At 34.8% G+C, this 15,340-nt stretch carries 12 protein-coding genes, 1 tRNA gene and 2 pseudogenes; 4 read left to right on the forward strand and 11 right to left on the reverse strand.

Features of this window, described 5'->3' with window-relative positions; all coding sequences use genetic code 11:
* Positions 1–342 (reverse strand): coproporphyrinogen III oxidase (locus tag IHO13_RS01580; RefSeq protein ID WP_225537966.1); only part of this gene is annotated, 342 nt, incomplete at its 3' end.
* A 114-nt stretch (positions 343–456) separates the two neighbouring features.
* Between IHO13_RS01580 and IHO13_RS01585 the strand changes: the two genes are divergently transcribed.
* From IHO13_RS01585 to IHO13_RS05950, 3 genes and pseudogenes are all read left to right on the forward strand, one after another.
* The gene (locus IHO13_RS01585; RefSeq protein WP_225537967.1) at positions 457–2,961 is read left to right on the forward strand and encodes an ATP-binding protein; all 2,505 of its coding nucleotides are present in this window, start codon (positions 457–459) and stop codon (positions 2,959–2,961) included.
* A 47-nt stretch (positions 2,962–3,008) separates the two neighbouring features.
* Positions 3,009–3,859 (forward strand): annotated as a pseudogene (locus IHO13_RS01590) (ParA family protein).
* Positions 3,856–4,710 (forward strand): annotated as a pseudogene (locus IHO13_RS05950) (ParB/RepB/Spo0J family partition protein). Before IHO13_RS01590 ends, IHO13_RS05950 begins: the two co-directional pseudogenes overlap by 4 nt.
* A 626-nt stretch (positions 4,711–5,336) precedes the next feature.
* On the opposite strand, the gene IHO13_RS01605 reads toward IHO13_RS05950, so the two are convergent.
* The 10 genes from IHO13_RS01605 to IHO13_RS01650 form a co-directional block, all read right to left on the reverse strand.
* Positions 5,337–5,741, reverse strand: coding sequence for a P44/Msp2 family outer membrane protein (locus IHO13_RS01605; protein ID WP_255586061.1), 405 nt, complete (start codon positions 5,739–5,741; stop codon positions 5,337–5,339).
* The gene (locus IHO13_RS01610) at positions 5,741–5,926 is read right to left on the reverse strand and encodes a hypothetical protein (RefSeq protein WP_225537969.1); all 186 of its coding nucleotides are present in this window, start codon (positions 5,924–5,926) and stop codon (positions 5,741–5,743) included. The genes IHO13_RS01605 and IHO13_RS01610 overlap by 1 nt, the downstream gene beginning before the upstream one ends.
* Positions 5,927–6,055: 129 nt before the next feature.
* Entirely contained in the window at positions 6,056–6,211 is a 156-nt protein-coding gene (locus IHO13_RS01615; protein ID WP_225537970.1) for a hypothetical protein, read from the reverse strand.
* 117 nt (positions 6,212–6,328) lie between these two features.
* The gene (locus IHO13_RS01620; protein WP_225537971.1) at positions 6,329–8,392 is read right to left on the reverse strand and encodes a type IV secretory system conjugative DNA transfer family protein; all 2,064 of its coding nucleotides are present in this window, start codon (positions 8,390–8,392) and stop codon (positions 6,329–6,331) included.
* Between the two features lie 28 nt (positions 8,393–8,420).
* Positions 8,421–9,413, reverse strand: a complete 993-nt coding sequence (gene virB11 / locus IHO13_RS01625) for a P-type DNA transfer ATPase VirB11 (protein ID WP_225537972.1) — start codon at positions 9,411–9,413, stop codon at positions 8,421–8,423.
* A gap of 10 nt (positions 9,414–9,423) precedes the next feature.
* Positions 9,424–10,893 carry a TraB/TrbI/VirB10 family type IV secretion system protein gene (locus IHO13_RS01630; RefSeq protein ID WP_225537973.1) on the reverse strand — a complete coding sequence of 490 codons (1,470 nt, stop codon included), beginning with the start codon at positions 10,891–10,893 and terminating at the stop codon, positions 9,424–9,426.
* 16 nt (positions 10,894–10,909) lie between these two features.
* Positions 10,910–11,710: a P-type conjugative transfer protein VirB9 gene (gene virB9 / locus IHO13_RS01635; RefSeq protein WP_225537978.1), complete on the reverse strand. Its 801-nt coding sequence runs from the start codon at positions 11,708–11,710 to the stop codon at positions 10,910–10,912.
* Positions 11,697–12,377, reverse strand: a complete 681-nt coding sequence (locus IHO13_RS01640; protein WP_225537974.1) for a VirB8 family type IV secretion system protein — start codon at positions 12,375–12,377, stop codon at positions 11,697–11,699. The genes virB9 and IHO13_RS01640 overlap by 14 nt, the downstream gene beginning before the upstream one ends.
* Positions 12,378–12,448: 71 nt before the next feature.
* On the reverse strand, positions 12,449–13,531 hold the full coding sequence (locus tag IHO13_RS01645) for a GTP cyclohydrolase II (protein WP_225537979.1): 1,083 nt from the start codon (positions 13,529–13,531) through the stop codon (positions 12,449–12,451).
* A 33-nt stretch (positions 13,532–13,564) separates the two neighbouring features.
* Positions 13,565–13,649, reverse strand: a tRNA-Leu gene (locus IHO13_RS01650).
* 301 nt (positions 13,650–13,950) lie between these two features.
* Here IHO13_RS01650 and IHO13_RS01655 point away from each other — a divergent pair.
* The gene (locus IHO13_RS01655) at positions 13,951–15,225 is read left to right on the forward strand and encodes a metallophosphoesterase family protein (protein WP_225537975.1); all 1,275 of its coding nucleotides are present in this window, start codon (positions 13,951–13,953) and stop codon (positions 15,223–15,225) included.
* Positions 15,226–15,340: the final 115 nt, after the last annotated feature.

A 15,340-nucleotide genomic window follows, 5' to 3' on the forward strand; every position in this document is an offset into this window, starting at 1 on the left:
TGTGTTCATATGTGCTGCAGGAATCAGAGGAGATTGCATGTGAGACACTAAAGATATGCCACTTGCCCAAAACTTCCCATTGCTCTCGCTTGCACCAGGAATTTCATTTATAATTGAATCTGCGAATTTTCCATGTACTTTTGAAACGTTTATTCCTACTTTTTCAAAAACATTACCGTAAATAATTGTAGATTCGCCACCTCCACCACCTGGACGATCCCATTTTCTTTTTTCAATCTTTGGATCTGTAGATGACTGTTCTTCAATTGAAAAAAAAGACTTTACAATTTTATTTCTTAGTGCACAGAACCATTTAAAAGCTTGCATTTTTTGTTCGTTCATAATGTTTTGTTAACAGTACCAATATTCGAGAGATTTAAGTGGTAATTACCTATCAAAGATGTTAATAATTCTATAATAGTTAAGTAAGTATAATAAAATATTTTTATATGCGCAATGAGTAAAAGATACATAGACAGCAAAAAAGAGAACAGAGTTGACTTCATATTAAGAAATTATGGAATGTCAATTATTGCTATGGCAGTCATTATGTTTTTACCTCCAGTAGTAATATCAACACTCTACTTTTTTGATATATATGATCAGCGCACTAACATAGAGATTAACCTACTAGTTAGCACTTTAATGACTCTGTTTATAGTATATCATGTAAAACGCTATAAATACCTACTTAATATCGTAGAATTTCAAAATGCAATATTTGCAAATGCACTAAATCATAATACAGAGTTTTGTCTTATTTTACACAGAGATGAAGGCATTGTTTATGCTGACGCAAGGTTCTACGAAAGATTCAGAGATCACATAGATAATGACATTACATTAGACAAGATTCTTGAAGTAGGGAACATTTCGGAGAAAGACAAGAAGGCGCTATACCATGCGCTGAAAAATAACTCTTCTGTACAGGTATGCATTGCCTTAAACAAGAAAGATAAAATGTCTAATTTTCTTTTGCTCTTTGACCCAGTACCAGATAATCCCCAAGTTGTTATAAGTAGTAATAAGGCTTTAAATTTATCACTAGCACCAATAGCAAGACCACATGGGTATTTTGTGTTAAAAGCAACACAGATGAACAAAGAGCAGGTATACGAAGAATTAATAGAAAAGCATAATATAGGAACTTACATTGCAAATACTAAAGGAATGATTTTATCTGTAAATCAAAGGTTTTTAGACATATTTGAACTGAAAAAACTTGAAAGAGGCAGTTCAATCAATGATTTTGTATTTCAATCTAAGTATAATAATACAGCAACTGATAATGAAGTTTTGTTTTGTACTGTAAGTGGTATTCCATTTAAAACTTATATGAGCACTGCTATGTTTTGTGATAAACATCACCATAACTATATATATGGCTTTATTACACCAGTTGAATCAAACGTTATTGATTATCAATTACACCCATGTTTTACAAATTCATCAATCGCTATTGCACAGTGCGATGTAAACGGTAACTTTATAAAAAAAAATACAGCGCTAATAAAGCTTGCAGGACCAAATAACAATTCGATCTTTACACTGATATCAGACGACTATCATATGAAAATACGTGAGTATTTTTCTAGTAATAGAATAAATAACGCATCCTTTGATGTGCAGCTCAGCAACAACGATAACATGAAGATATATTTCAATAAGTTTCTTCATAATAGAATGATGTTCATACTCTGCTATTTTGTCGATAACACTGAGCATAAAAATCTGGAGATAAAACTTGAGCATTACCAAAAAATGCAAGCTATAGGACAACTTGCAGGCGGTATTGCGCATGATTTTAACAATATACTAACCGGAATAATAGGATTTTGTGATTTGCTTTTGCTTCAGCATTCAGCTAGTGATCCATCTTTTAGAAATATAATACAAATACAGCAAAATGCTAAACGTGGATCAGATTTAGTTAAGCAGCTGCTTGCTTTCTCAAGAAGGCAGACAATGCAACCAAAAATTATTGATGTAAACAGTGTGATAACTAATCTTTATGAAATGATAAAGAGGTTAATAGGCGAGAATATAAAATTCACTGCTTATTACGGTAGGGATTTAGGTATGGTGAGGGCTGATCAAGGACAATTAGAGCAAGTCATACTTAACTTAGTAATAAATGCCAGTGCTGCCATGGAAAAGGGCGGAGAACTAACCATACGAACTTTTAATAAAAAGATCAATTCATTAAATTCTACACCTAAGAATATGTTTTCTCCAGACAAAGAAGTAATTGAACATGGAAATTATGTTGTAATTGAAGTAATTGATACAGGATGTGGAATGACGCATGATACAATTCAAAAAGTATTTGATCCATTCTTTTCTACTAAAGATATTACCTCTGGTACAGGTCTTGGCCTCTCCACTGTATATGGTATTATTAAACAAACTGAAGGGTATATCTATGTTGCTAGTGAGATAAATCATGGAACTAAATTTAGCATATTTTTGCCTATGGTTTACATATCAGATGAAAACCATAGAGAGGAAAGCAGCGAAGAAGTAGAGAAACCAGTAGTAAATGAAGTTAAAAGCAATGGTACAATCTTATTGATCGAAGATGAAGATTCAGTAAGAGAATTCACTACTAAAACATTACAAAGAAAAGGGTTTGATGTAATAGAAGCCAGCACAGGTAACAAGGCATTGGAAATGATAAGCGAAAAAAGTTTACACATAGATCTAATAATCACTGACGTGATTATGCCAGAAGTTAGCGGTCCAGAGATAGTCAAAGAAGCCCTAATTCAAAGACCAGGTATTAATGTTATTTTTATTTCTGGATATGCGGAAGATGCGTTTTTGAAAAATGACACCATTAATGTGGAAGATTTCCACTTCTTACCAAAGCCATTCACCCTAAATGAATTGGGAAACAAAGTGCAAAGTGTACTACACAAAGAAAAAAACAGTTTAATTTTAGGTAACAAAAAAATTTTCTAATGCAAAGATTTCTAGCATATATACAATAGAGTTATTTTATACGTAAGATAAAAGGCGTAAGAAAGGTTATTTCAATAGTAAACCAAAAGGGTGGAGTTGGTATAAAGCTACAACTAGTATAAACTTATCGACAGCCTTTGCTGCTGTAAGAAAAAGTACTCTATTGGTAGATCTTGACACCAAAGAAATGCTAGCACCGGTTGGGATTTCTTATCGTAGCAGGGAAGAAAAAATATACATAAAATATTACTAAATAGCGAAAATAAACTGATAGAATCAGCAATTTTCGATATAAAGGAAATTCTAAATTTATCGCTAATTTCGTCAGTGGTTAATTTATCAGTTGCAGAAATCGAATTATCACAGCTTGACCGAGGAAAATTTGTTCTAAAAAGCGCATTAGAAAAAATACGTGATAATTATGAGTACATAATTATTGACTGTCCTCCATCACTTGGTTTGCTTACCATTAATGCCTTGACTGCTGCTGATTCCATTATTGTTCCTCTTCAGTGTGAATTTTTTGCTCTGGAGGGACCGAGTCACCTAGTTAAAACTGTGGAGCTAATAAGTAAAGAAACAACTTAAATCCTTGCCTGGTAATAGAAGGGATATTGCTCACAATGTATGACAGCGAACAAGCTTAGAGAACAAATCAAAAATGACATTTGTCAGTATTTTAATGACAAGGTGTATAAAACTATTGTTCCACTATATGAGAGAATCATTCCGCGTAATGTGAGATTATCGGAAGAAACCCCCTCACGGGAAACCCGCTATTGTATACGATCTTAAATGCCCTGAAGCATAAGCATACATAAATTTAGCCAAGGAAATTTTGAGAAAATATGCGAACGGCTGCCAAGAGAAGAAGTTGGTAAGCGAGGGCATAGTATAAAGGATGATATGCTCCTAGGTAGAGATCTTGCTGGTCTTATAGGTGATAATTATGATAATAAAAAGGATCGGCAAGAGTATTCGCCTATTTCACTACTGCATCCAAGCAAATTTCAGCCATGAAAGCACTTTGATTAAGAGTCGTTGAAAGAACTGGCAAGTTTCATAGAGAAAAATTGTATTATACAGTCTATTGTAGTGCGCAAGGATTCAAATAATGACGGTTATGAAATAACAGCTGGGGAACGTCGTTGGCGAGCAAGCAAGATTGCAAACCCGATAGTGTGTCAGTTATTGTAAAAGATTTGAACGACAAGGAGTGCTTAGAATTATCTATCATTGAGAATATACAAAGGCAAGATATAAATCCAATAGATGAAGGTAAAGCATACAAAAAATTGATAGATGAGTTTTCTTAATACACATGAAAAACTAGCCTCAACTGTAGGCAAAAGCCGCAGTCACATAACCAGTATGATTCGGATGTTGTTGCTCCCTGGCCGTGTGAAAAAATTGATTAACGAAAAAAAATTGTCTATGGGCATGCAAGAGCATCGATTAATGTTGAAAACGTAGAAAGTATTGCAGAGAAGATAATTTCCCAAGGTTTGAACGTTAGACAAACTGAAAAATTGATAAAAGACCTACATCAAAGTAGTGATAAAAAAGAACAAAAATATACCCAAAATCAGAATATAGCAGCAATAGAGGGCGCTATATCTTCTCAACTTGGCTTAAAGATCAAAAAATGATAGCAATTCCGAGGGTAAAGTTATGATACGGTATAATAATCCAAATGAATTGGATTTAATATTAAAGATCTTGAATAGAAAGCTTGAGAGCTGCCAGTAGAGTGAAAAGATAATCAACTGTTGGCGTCATCCAAGCAGCTAATGTAGAAACGAAAAAACTACTTGACAAACTTCTCCAATCCTCTTAATCATAATAATGAAGTTGTTTGTTTAACTTCCCAATCTGTGCAGGTTAAAATGACAAGAAGATTTGTATTTAGCATATTATTGTTTAATTTTTCGCACTATGTGCATTGCATGTCTTTTAAAACTTCGGGGGTTTTACCATACAAGCTGAAGCGCGCTTGTAAGTCGTTTAGGACATCACCCAACACCGGGTTTTAAAATAGAGAGTGGAGTAACTAGCTAACTTGAGGTTTTATTGCCTTTTTTTCTGCTTGGCAAATTTCCTAAATATTATAGCTTAGACTAGTTGCGTTTAAGAGTAGCTAAATTGCAACATTTAAGACATAAAAACGCCAATACTGACAACAGATAGTAACCAGTTTTTTTTGCCTTTTTTTCATTTAGTAAAATTTTTAAATTTATTGCTAAAGTAACATCCTGGTTGGCTTTGTTGCGTAGCTAGCTACGCAACAAAGCCCATTGGCTCCGTTTTCTCATGAATTCCAGCGTGTAACGCTGGAACGACACCAAAAGGGCATTTTCTCCAAAGAGCAACATGCCTTAAGATTTACTAGCAAAATAGAAAGTAAGACCAGCCTCTATATCGTATGTAGCAAATAATCCACTGCCTATATTTATATTTTCCTGTTTTGCAACTCCTTTTGGTAGATTATCTTTAACACCGTCATCCAATGTCGATTTTGCTCCTGAAGTACGGGTTTCACTTCCCCCAATAGAATAGCTTGCTTTTAGCTCATGATCCGTACCAAAAGCACCAAAATGCCTATATCCAACATGCATATTTACACTTTTATTTATAGAATAATCAAGACCAGCTTTTAATTGATATGCAGGTCTTTTTGACGCTTCTCCAAATATTTTCATCCTTGTTAAACCGACTCCAGCTCCAACATAAGGAGAAAAGGAGAAACTGTCATTCTTCAAATGATAGTAGGCATTTGCCATCACAGATGTGTTTTCAATTTGGTCATCATCAACTTTAGCAGCATAATATAAGCCTTGTTTGAGTTTCCTACTTCTTTAATTTTTAGGTACGACATACTCATTTGATTGTCTTCTAAGCCAACATCATCTGCTTTTACAAAAAAGTACATCCCTTCCAATTCAGCTCTATAGCTGTTGTCATCCAATGCTCCTTCGTAGCCAAGCGTTATCCCTCCAGCAAAGGTGGATTATAGTCTCTTTTGTGTCCACTTGGTTTTTGACCTTTTATCTTGTTAGGAATATACATCTCATTTATAGTTATGTGCTTCCTGGGGTTACTTTCTATTTTTTTCACTTCCGTGAACCCATGCTATTAAAAAATTGGCCTGATATCCGCTACCGAAGTAAAATCCTTCTGTTTCGCTTGCAAAAGACTGTTGTGACAATAACAAAGCAAATGCTGTAACTGATAATGTTTTTTTATTACTCATTTTACTATTTCCCTAACTTAAAGTAGATAATTTAATACTAATTGATTAAAAATGGCTTAACGTGAAAAGCTTAATGATTTGCATAACTTGTTTTCTGAGCAAAAAAAATAGGTAAAATTAATCTTTACCTTTGGCCTTATTATCATTTTTTAACTTGTCATCAATATCTTCATCATCAAATTTCTCCTCCTCGTCTTCAAGCCTATCATCGTCTCTTTCTTCTTTAAATTCATCACCACTTTCAAATTCTTCCTCTTCGTCATTAAACCCGTCATCTTCAAACTTGTCGCCAACATCCTCATCATCAAAATCTTCCTCTTTAAGCTCATCGTTAATCTCTGATTCATCATATACTGCATCTTCGGTTCGAGCTTCAACAGGATAATCAGCAGCACTAGGTTCTGCAATAGCATTATTCTCTTCTTTACTAACTTTATCTTTGTTAATAACAGAAAAAACTTTATTTGGATCATATGGCTCTTGTGTAGGCACACGGGTTGGCTTGAGTAGCTTTCTTGTGAAGGTGCTATCGCTATAGTATAAAATCTTCTTTGATTTAATTGGGTAAGTCGATTCTATTAAAATTATCTGCTCATCACGTGGCAACATAATAATCTCTTGAGGTAGCAGCAATGCTCTCTGTGTCTCAGAGATATGCAACGACCTTGAAGCAGGATTCAAATCTAAAAATTTAGGTTTATTCAACGATTCTTGCTGTACAGTTTTGTTCCCTATAAGTTGCGATATTAAATTAGCCGTCTCAATGTTATTGGCTGCGAAAGTTATCCTGTATGTTGAGTTTGATAAAAAGGAGTTCATCCCTGCTTCTTCGTATATTCCTTTGAGCTGTTCAGTATCTTGAACAATTAAGAACAGTCTAACTCTGTAACCACGAAAATATGCAATACCTGTTTGAAATTGCTCCATTTTTCCAAGTGTTGGAAACTCGTCCATCAAAAACAATACACCATAAGGCTCATCATCCGACGGCAATTTTCTACACAAAAACTCAGTTGCTTGCTGGTAGAAAACCTGCATCAAAGGCCTTAACCTGTTTAAGTTATCTGGAGTTAAACCAACATAAACTGTAACTTTCTTCTTTTTGAAATCTAAAATATTAAAGTCACTTGTCGCCGTTGCAGTATCAATCAACGGGTTTGCCCACAATTCAAGCGACGAGTTCATGGTTGAAACGACACCTGATCTCTCTTTGTCAGCTTTTTGCAAAAAGGCTGCAATGTTCATATACGCCACAGGGTGTATTATTTTACCCATCGTATCCAAAACAACAGCAAGGTTGTAAACCACGTCATCACTACGCATCGTACGTACGACTTCGCCAAAAGATTTAACTTTCTCTGGTGCAACAAGTAGGTATAATACTACTCCAACAAATAAGCTTCTTGCTTCATTTTGCCAAAAGTCTTGTTCAGGCATGATTAAGTTGGCTATTTTCTGCACATCATCAACCACCTGTCCAGGTTTTTCGCTAATCCACTCCAATGGGTTATAACAGTGGCTTACTCCATCTGGCTGCGCTGGATTCCATACATATACCTCTTGTTTCTGCCGTTCTCGCCAACCACTTGTTATTTCATAGTTTTCTAACTTTATGTCATGTACAATTATTGAGTCAGTCCAAAATAATAAATTGGGAATTACAAAACCAACACCTTTACCAGAGCCTGTAGGAGCAAACAGTAATGCATGTTGAAACCCATCAGCAATAAAGTAGCCTCTTTTATCTTTGCCAAGCAATAACCCTTTCTTGCTTCTTAACCCGGCTTTTCTTATGTCCTTCTCTGATGACCACTTCGAGTCTCCGTGTAGTGATTCTTTCTTTTTAAATGGTCGCCATTCAACTATTCTTTCCCTCAAATTCCACAAAATAATCATCAAAACAACGATAGGCAGCGCAGAAGATACAATCAACTTAATTTTGATATCAAAGCTATACAACTCTGGATTATGCCAACAATATTGTATATGATCAAAAATTGTTGGCCAAAGAGCTTGAGGAAAAGGCGTCAAGCTAGGGTTAATTGCTTTAAAATCCACTCCATCTGGACCATCAACAAGTAGGTAAAACAATACACCAGATAAATAGAAACAAAATTCTAGTACACTGGAAGCTACAACTCCTCCTATCAAAATATTGCGTAGATGATTTCCATTACTCATAAACTACTTTTCCTCATTATGTATAAATTTAAGCATTCCCATCTGATGATCTAGTAAATAATATTTCAGAAATGCTTCTTTTTCCCCCACTGGTTCTTTTGAGTTGAATAACAATATCGATTACATTTCTAATGTATGGTATGATCTGATCTGGAGGAATGCCAAGATTTGCTTGCATGACCATCAATTTTATTTGCTCAAGGGCCATTGCTGGACTATCCGCATGAAGGGTTGATATTGATCCTGGATGACCAGTATTTATTGCCCTAAGAAAGCTAAAAGCCTCCGCTCCACGGAGCTCACCAACTATTATTCTGTCTGGTCTTAAGCGTAAACATGCTTCTATCAAGTCTTGAGTGGTCACTTTGGCCCTACCTTGCCCTCCTTTAGAGGCAATTAAATGCACTCTATTTGGATGATCGTTCAAAACGATTTCCCTCGCATCCTCAACAGTAATAATTCTCTCTTCGGCTGGAATGGTACGCAAAGTTGCGTTAGTGAAAGTAGTTTTACCTGTAGAAGTTCCACCACTAATTATGATGTTTTTTTTATTTACTACAGCGTATTCTAAAAACTCTCTTATTCTCCTTTGCTTTAATAGTGAATCCAGGCAACGGTCCACTGGATCATCAGTTACTTCTATAACAGTTTCAGAAAAAGCCCCCATCTTTTCATAATCATCCAATGCTAATTGCATGTTAGAAGGTTTACGAATTGACATGACTACTTTATCAGACTCACATGCTGGTGGAAATACTATCTGTATACGATAACCATTTGGTAGTGTAGCTGAAAGCAGCGGTATTTCTTCGCTCAGTTTTTGTTCTGTGGCCTGAGCAATCAGTCTGCTAAGAGATTTTAAATGGTTAAGATCGAATATCTCTAATTTTTCACACCTTATTTCACCACGATTTTCAATCCATACTTCCTTTGGCTTATTTATTGATATTTCGTTTACTCCTTCCTCTTGAAAGATGCTTTGTAATGGCTCTAAATATGTATCAAGTGCAGCATAGTTCATTTCACTGGGTTTAAATTGCCTGTGGAGGAAATACTATATCTTGGTTAACAAATACTTTCAACGCAGTGCCTTGACCTACATAAACAGTTGGGTTTTTATCTGTAGATCTACCGACTATATCTAGCATATCTTTAGAAAAATCATTGATTGATTTGCCAATTGCTTCTTCATAGACAGATTTGCTTCCTTGTTCCCGCAATAATTGCTTTATATCTTCCAAAATTATTTCATCAACCTTATCATTATCAATTGAAGCCAAACCCAGGTCTTTTACTAATTGCTTAAATATCTCAACTAGGCTCCGTTCATTAGACGCATTCTTAATCTTCCTAATAGCTCTAAGCCCAAGCTTCCATTTATCATTCTTTGCACTTTTTTCATCTTTTTCGCCCTTCTTACTAATAATATCCTTAAGGGGAGAGATATCTATTTCAGTTGCAGTGATAGCTCTCACCGCATCCATAGGAGTTAGCGTATCAACAAGATTAAAAGCCTTTTGTCCTATAACAGCTGACCCTACTGAAACGCCTGCAAGCAATATTGAAGAAAACAATGCACTTGCTATTTTATTATCAACTATGCCAGCTACTCCTGCTCTACCAAGCTCATCGGTACCAGGTGATGAAATAGCAATATCTATTCCATGAGGAAGAATAATCCTATTCCAGTTTATATTTATGCGAGCTCTTGCAACATTCGGGTCAAATGAATAGCCACCTATCAATCTTGAACCTCTGGGTATTAAAACCGTATCACCAGCCTCTGCATAAACATTACTACTAACCACAGCACGTAGCGTTCCTTGCAGATCAGAACTTATTGCAGTTTCAAGAACAGCGTCAATAATTTTACCTTGAGTAATCATAAACCCAAGTTTCCCCACTTTTGCAGCTACATTCGGCTGTACTGAAGTATTGGATAAAATGGTATCGGCAGCCTTATCCTCTTTACCACCACCTGAAATTGCCAACATTTGTGCACTACGTCTGTCTCTAGGATAACCACCCCTACCTATTGTAGGAAACGAGGTTGGTAAATTGCTAGTAATATTGCTATTAGGGAAGTTTTGCTTTGGCAAAACAGGTATATTTGACGTGGACGTTTCTTTTGGTTTTTCCTCTTCTTTTTTTACCACTTCTTCTTTTTTAGTCTGCTTTACTTCCGGTATAACTTGCGGTGTAGAAAGAGGAGGTAAAGATGGCAGATCAGTTATTATCCTTTCATGAACCATTGTATTATCTGGAACTTGTTCCAACTTTCCTTTCAATTCTTGAACATTTTGCTTCGTTTCTTCCTTTCTAAGAACTTCCACATCTTCTTCACCAGAAGAAGGACTAAAATAGAAATAATATATCCCGCCAACTAGAAGCACTAAAATAACAACCATTAATGCTCTGTGGCCTTGATTAGAGCCAACTGTTACTACCTTACTCTCTATTTCTGACTCATTTCCCGAATTGTTATGCTTTTCTTTACTCATGTTACATGTACCACAGCTAAAGTGACCTATTTATAATTTCAATTTCATTATTCTCATAATGCATGAACAACTTTTTATGCACCCCTTTTATTATAACATAACCATCAAATAACAGTCTTTTACAGGGTAATTTAGTTTTACCTTCTTCTGTAAAAATCTGAGGTATTTTGTTACTGTCCCTAAATTTGAAATAGGTTAAATAGCCATCGTCAAATAACTCAATTGGTATTATATCAGTGTTAACACCTTCATCGATATATGTATAATTGTACTTCGTGTCATTCCCCTGTATTACTCCTTCTGGCTTGTCTACAACATATTGCATTTGAGTAGGCGCTGATACTTCATCTAAATCAACATCGAATTCATCTTCCTCTTGAGGGTAATAAAAACGTACTACATAAGATATATCTTTTTCAGCAGAGTAATCGTGACTTATTTTTTCAGTATCTGGATATTTATCGTAATTTGGTCTTGAGATTAAATCAAAAATGTAATTTCTTTTTTTGTTTGTTGTAATAATCATGTTAGTGCGGCTACTAACTTCAAACGGCATAATGAGTAATTTATTGTCATAAGGGCTAATTTTCCAACTTGACGCATCACCAACAGCAATGTTTTTGACTTTTTCTCCCTCTGCAAATTCAATATAAGAATAGTAACCTTGACTAAAAACAACTGTAAACACTTCGTTAGGACTATACACAAAAGTTTTTATTCTGCTATCTACAGAAATAGGCTTATTGTAATTAACTGCTGGACTCAAACTGCTATTTATCAGTAAAGCTAAAACTAACAATATTCTACACATATTCATCATCTACCCTATAAGAAGTAACCTGAAATCCTAATGGATTAACGTATCTTTGCTGATCATTCATTTCAAGTGATGCATACTTGTATGATATGATTACTATCTTGTTTTTTCTTACAGAGCTTCCATCTTTTCGTGTAAATTCCACGGTAAACCTCACCTGAAAGGTATCATCATACAATCTCTGAATTGAGCGAATCTTAAACTCACTTTTAACAAAACCTGAATATAAATTAAAAAGATCATCCATGTTCTGTGAGCTGATATAATTTCTAAATTCATTATATACATTGGGTGAAGAAAATAACCTCACCTTTGTGTAATAGTTATAATTGTAGTTATATTGATCAAAAACCTCTCTTGCCTTTATATATTCTGCAATAAAGTGATTGTTTAGTACTTTATTTGCAGAATATTGTTTTACTGTAACAGGATCAACCAATTGTACTATTCCAGATTTTTTTTCAATTTCTATAACAAATGGTTCAATAGTACTACTTGTACTAATTTTAAATATAGCCAATATGCTTACAGAAATTGCTACTAATAATATTAATGTAAATAAGAGTAAAGTATTTCTCTGAGCAATAACTGTGCTATGACAACTCGAACTCCAATTTATATCCTTACCCAACGATTCATTATTTTTCTGTTTGAAAAGCTTTAGCATCTTAATTTTCTAAAAACCTTAACCAATGTTAACGAACATAGTAAATCAACAAAGTAGTTACAACAGAAAAGTTAAAAAATCCTTAACTTGTGGCCTAGCTTGCCAAATTTTGTCTCCATATACGAACCATTATACTGATTACGCTCCATAATAAGTGGTAGACATCTTGTAACCTCTATACCACTATTTTTCAACTCTGATAACTTTCTACCGTTATTTGTAAGTAATTGGACTTTTTTAATGCCTAATTTCTTAAGCATTTCAGCTGCAACAGCAAAATTCCTTTCATCACCTTCAAAACCCAATATTCTATTTGCATCCACAGTGTCAAGATTATATTTTCTCTGCATATCATACGCCCTTAACTTATTAGTTAAGCCAATGCCCCTACCATCCTGCATAAGGTATAATATAATGCCACCGCTAGAGTCAGCCATTATTTGGATTGCTTGATGTAATTGGCTTCTACAATCGCATGACAAGCTGTCTAATAAGTCGCCTGTATAGCATGAAGAGTGAATCCTCACTAACGGGTCACCATCTTCATTTGGATTACCAATAATGATTGCATAATGTTCCCTCCCGCCACTTTTGGTTCTATAAGATATAATATTTACTTCTTGAGTCTGCTTTAAAAATAGTGATGTTTTGCACACTTCATATAAACTCTGGTTTCGTTGAAAATCATTTATGAATGATGTGTCTAGCGTAATGACGTCATTTTTCTCACACCAACCTTGCATCTCATTCTTATCCTTAAAAGTCATATCAATTACTAACGCGTATGGCAATAATTCTGAGAATTTAAGCAAAGTAGTAGCACATTTATCTATCATCTTTGAACGCTGCAATTCTTTTGTGCTATCCTCTGTTGAACAGTTTACCAAATAAAGTAGCTCATCAAAGCTGTTTACCGGTAAGCGTTTGCTGCCATCTTCCTCATTTTGGAACGTATATTGCACCTTACTTGAAGTTAAAGTGACACATAGATTGTCTGATATGAGCTTATACCGATCAAATGAATCCCTCTCTAAAGCTTCAGCAGCAGCAAACAATAGATAATTACTTTCATCATATATTACAATTGGTAGACCACGCCTGATTTCACTGATGGCCCTCTCTACTTTATTTTCACTCTGATTTCCTATTAACATTTTACCTACATCAAACAACGACAAAAAGTTTGATGCGGCCGAGAAGACTTGAACTTCCAAGGCCTTATGAGCCACAGCGACCTCAACGCTGCGTGTCTACCAATTCCACCACGACCGCACTTTATTCTAGTTTTTATATAATCATTTTAAATTACTTAATCATTTTAGGATTTTTCACCCAAAGTGTCAATCTGATACTAGGATAAATTATAAATTGTCTGTATAATTTTGTTATGAATAGATTTCTTGCATTATGGTAAGGAATTTTTAGAAGACACACAGAATACTTAGGAGAACCACAGGCAAGTTTTGACATAAAATCAGAAAGCAGATTACGCAAGAGGTTTAATTTTGTGATTATAAACTTCAGTTATTTAAGATGATTGTGTCGCTAGTTTTAAGCTCAGGTTTTTATATAAATGAGTATAGCTAATATCTTTATTTTTTTAATCTTATCTCTTATAACCAGTTTTCACTCTGCCTATACGCAGATATTATACACGTGGTCTCAAGCTATTACAGAAAACAAATTAAGCGTACGTGCAATCATAGACAATGATACTTGTCCCATTGTTGATGTCGACGGTGAGAAAATGAAAATGCTAAGTCGCAGCTCAATTAACAATGGTGATCACATCGAAACAGTTTGTGAACTAACAACAGAAATGAATGCTAAAAACATTAGTATTGACAATATACAGGTTCCCACACTACCAGAAAGGATTAGCAAAATCGCTTTTATTGGTGATACAGGCTGCAGAATAAACGCATTATTTCAACAGGAATGTAATTCAGTAGATAGCTGGCCTTTAAAAAAAAACTTAGATTCTATTGCCTCTCATAAACCGGACCTAATTATCCACGTTGGTGATTATCATTACAGAAAAACAAAATGTAGAAATGAACAAAAGTGCGGTAATATTCATGGGTACAATAAAGAAGCTTGGTATGCTGATTGGTTTGAGCCTGCAAAGGACATTCTACCACAATCTTCTTTTCTCTTTATCAGAGGAAACCATGAAAGTTGTGATAGAGCTCATGAAGGATGGTTTAGATATCTAGATCCATACCCTTTTTCATCCGAAAAATGTGAAAATTTCGTTCCTAGCTGGTATTTGGATATTGGACCGATGAGATTTTTCATCTTCGACTCTTCGTCTGGTGAAGATATTTTCACAACTCAAAGTGCAATTGATGCTTTTGAGAAGCAATTTTACAAACTAACACAAGATAGTTTTAACAAACCCACGTGGTTTTTAACTCACAGACCGCTTTGGAGATCTCCAAAAAAAGAACTTTTGACATTAAGAAGTCATGGCAATCTCACACAAATTGAAGCTTTTGGGGATAAATTTCCAAGCAATGTCACTACCATAGTTTCTGGCCACATTCATATAGCTCAGATCTTATTGATGAATAATGTTCCAGACCAGATTATAGTTGGAAACGGTAGCGCACTATTACACGCTCAAGATCAGGAACCTACTTACCAAAATGTAGAATTTAGTTACTCAAACGGCAAAAATTATTTAGCACATGAAGTTAGAAACTTCTTCGGCTTCGGTTTTGCAATATTGAACTTAGATGATCACGAATTTACTTTCTATAATCAAAATAATCAGGAAATGTATTCTACACAGCTAACGGAAGACTTTGAGCTAAAACAAACTCAGGCTACAACTGACTTACTTTAGGCTAGTACAACTAACTACTTCATATCATGGTATATGGAATCTACCATGCAAATTACCTATAAATCATAATGTTCATATAGCTGCAACCCTATAGGTACCTTCTTTTATTCACTGC

Origin of the sequence: Wolbachia endosymbiont of Mansonella perstans (genome assembly GCF_020278605.1) — a bacterium.
In the GTDB taxonomy this organism is placed as follows: Bacteria; Pseudomonadota; Alphaproteobacteria; order Rickettsiales; family Anaplasmataceae; genus Wolbachia.